Raw genomic sequence first — 357 nt, forward strand, 5'->3', positions numbered from 1 at the left:
AGTTTTTCTACTGCCAAACAATACGCCTGCTCGTTGACCATCATGGAAACGTAGTCCAAGCGGTCCATATAGGGCAGGGCTTGCAGATAGGTTTTGGTTTCAGCCAGTTTTTCAGTACCGCGGTGCAGGAGGCCGATATGCGGGTCGGCACGGACGATTTGTTCGCCGTCCAACTCCAAAATCATACGCAATACGCCGTGCGCCGCAGGGTGTTGCGGGCCGAAGTTGATGGTGTAGTTTCTTAATTTATTGGCCACCGTAGTTCTCCTCACGGACGATACGCGGCGTGATCTCGCGCGGCTCAATGGTAACAGGTTGGTAAATCACGCGTTTTTGCTCTTCGTCGTAACGCATTTC

2 pseudogenes are annotated in these 357 nt (G+C 52.4%); both read right to left on the reverse strand.

Features of this window, described 5'->3' with window-relative positions:
• A pseudogene (locus tag ACTHSP_RS22950) lies at positions 1 to 257 on the reverse strand (hypothetical protein); the annotation flags it as partial.
• Positions 247 to 357 (reverse strand): annotated as a pseudogene (locus tag ACTHSP_RS22955) (NADH-quinone oxidoreductase subunit C); the annotation flags it as partial. The pseudogenes ACTHSP_RS22950 and ACTHSP_RS22955, both read right to left, overlap by 11 nt.

The organism is Neisseria sp. P0001.S005, assembly GCF_051963715.1.